Annotated in this window: 1 protein-coding gene; it reads left to right on the plus strand. The window is 41.2% G+C overall.

The window, feature by feature from the left end; all coding sequences use genetic code 11:
- Nucleotides 1-170 precede the first annotated feature (170 nt).
- A complete protein-coding gene (locus G5B42_RS11630; RefSeq protein ID WP_181340635.1) occupies nucleotides 171-1703 on the plus strand; it encodes an IS3 family transposase in 1533 nt (510 codons plus the stop codon).
- Nucleotides 1704-1718: the final 15 nt, after the last annotated feature.

Consider the following 1718-nt stretch of genomic DNA (forward strand, 5'->3'; position numbering starts at 1 on the left):
CAAAAGAACTAATCTTTTCGGGAACAATTACAGGACCGATTTTCATGTCGCTATCTATATAATCATAATCTTCAAGCCATAATTTACCTGCCTCTGTTTGTGGTAGTATAAGAATACCGAGAAGGGGGTGCGGACAAAATCCTGGACTTGGAATAGTCAGGAGGATGTCCATGTACTCATACGAAGATCGTATTAAAGCAGTGAAACTATATATTAAATATGACTTAAGTGTAGCAGACACAATCAGGGAACTTGGTTACCCAACACGTAACGCTCTTATTAAGTGGTACAAAGAGTATAAAGAAAAAGGTGACTTACATACTGATTATGAGAGAGAGCCCAAATTTTCGAGAGAACAGAAGCAAAAGGCTGTCGATTACTATCTGGAACACGGACGCTGTATCAGGCGAACTGTGAGGGTCTTGGGATATCCGTCAAGAACAGCACTGATGCAATGGATTGATAAATTAGCGCCAGGACAAAGAAAAGTTCGCATAACCCATGGCGATATGATACAATTTAGCGAAGAAAAGAAGAAGGATGCTGTTATTTCCCTGTGCACAAGAGATACATCTGCAGCCGTTATTGCGGAAGAATACGGTGTCAGTAGAGCATGCTTGTACAACTGGAAAAAGCAGCTTCTCGATAAAAAGGATGAGAACAGCATGGTTCATTCAAAAAAGCCAAACCTTCCAGATGATAAGGATGAACTTCAAGCAGAATTAGAGTCATTAAGGAAACAGGTACATAAACTACAGTTAGAGATAGATATTCTGACCAAAGCGGCAGAGATAATAAAAAAAGACCTGGGCATCGATCGCCAAAACCTGACGAATAAAGAGAAAACCATGGTGATCGATGCCCTTAGGACAAGATACCAGCTTGATGAATTGCTAGAAGCAACAGGTATGGCAAAAAGTAGCTATTTCTATCAAAGAAAGGCACAAACTCAACCCGATAAATATTTTATGTTGCGGTCAAAGGTAAGAGACATTTTTAACGAAAATAGGTGTTGCTACGGATATAGGCGTGTCCATGCAGTACTCAAGAATGAAGGTATTACGTGTTCAGAAAAGGTTATTCGGATGATAATGAGCGCAGAACAGCTTATCATTCACGGGAAGAAAAAGCGTAGGTATAACTCCTATTTTGGAGAGATAAGCCCTGCTGTGCCGAATCTTCTAGCCCGTGACTTTCATGCTGATAAACCTAATGAGAAATGGGTAACTGATCTTACGGAGTTTCAAATACCAGCAGGGAAAGTCTATCTTTCGCCAATCCTTGATTGCTTCGATGGTCTGGTCGTAAGTTGGTCAATAGGAACAAGCCCGGATGCAGAACTTGTTAACAGTATGCTGGATGAGGGAGTCGCTTGTCTGTCCGATGATGAACACCCGATTTTACATAGCGATCGAGGTGGTCACTATCGCTGGCCTGGCTGGATCTTACGTATGGATACTTATGGCTTGATTCGCTCTATGTCCAAAAAAGGATGTACACCCGATAATGCTGCATGTGAAGGGTTCTTCGGTACACTTAAGACGGAAATGTTCTACGGTAGATCTTGGGAAGGAGTCTCTTTAGAACAGTTTATTAAAGAACTTGATTGTTATATACGATGGTACAATGAGAAACGAATTAAGATGCGTCTGGGGGGTATGAGTCCCTTGGTTTATAGACGAAGTCTTGGTCTAGTAGCATAAACCAAGTCCAAAAAA

The sequence above is a fragment of the Capillibacterium thermochitinicola genome (assembly GCF_013664685.1).
Taxonomy (GTDB): Bacteria; Bacillota; UBA4882; order UBA10575; family UBA10575; genus Capillibacterium; species Capillibacterium thermochitinicola.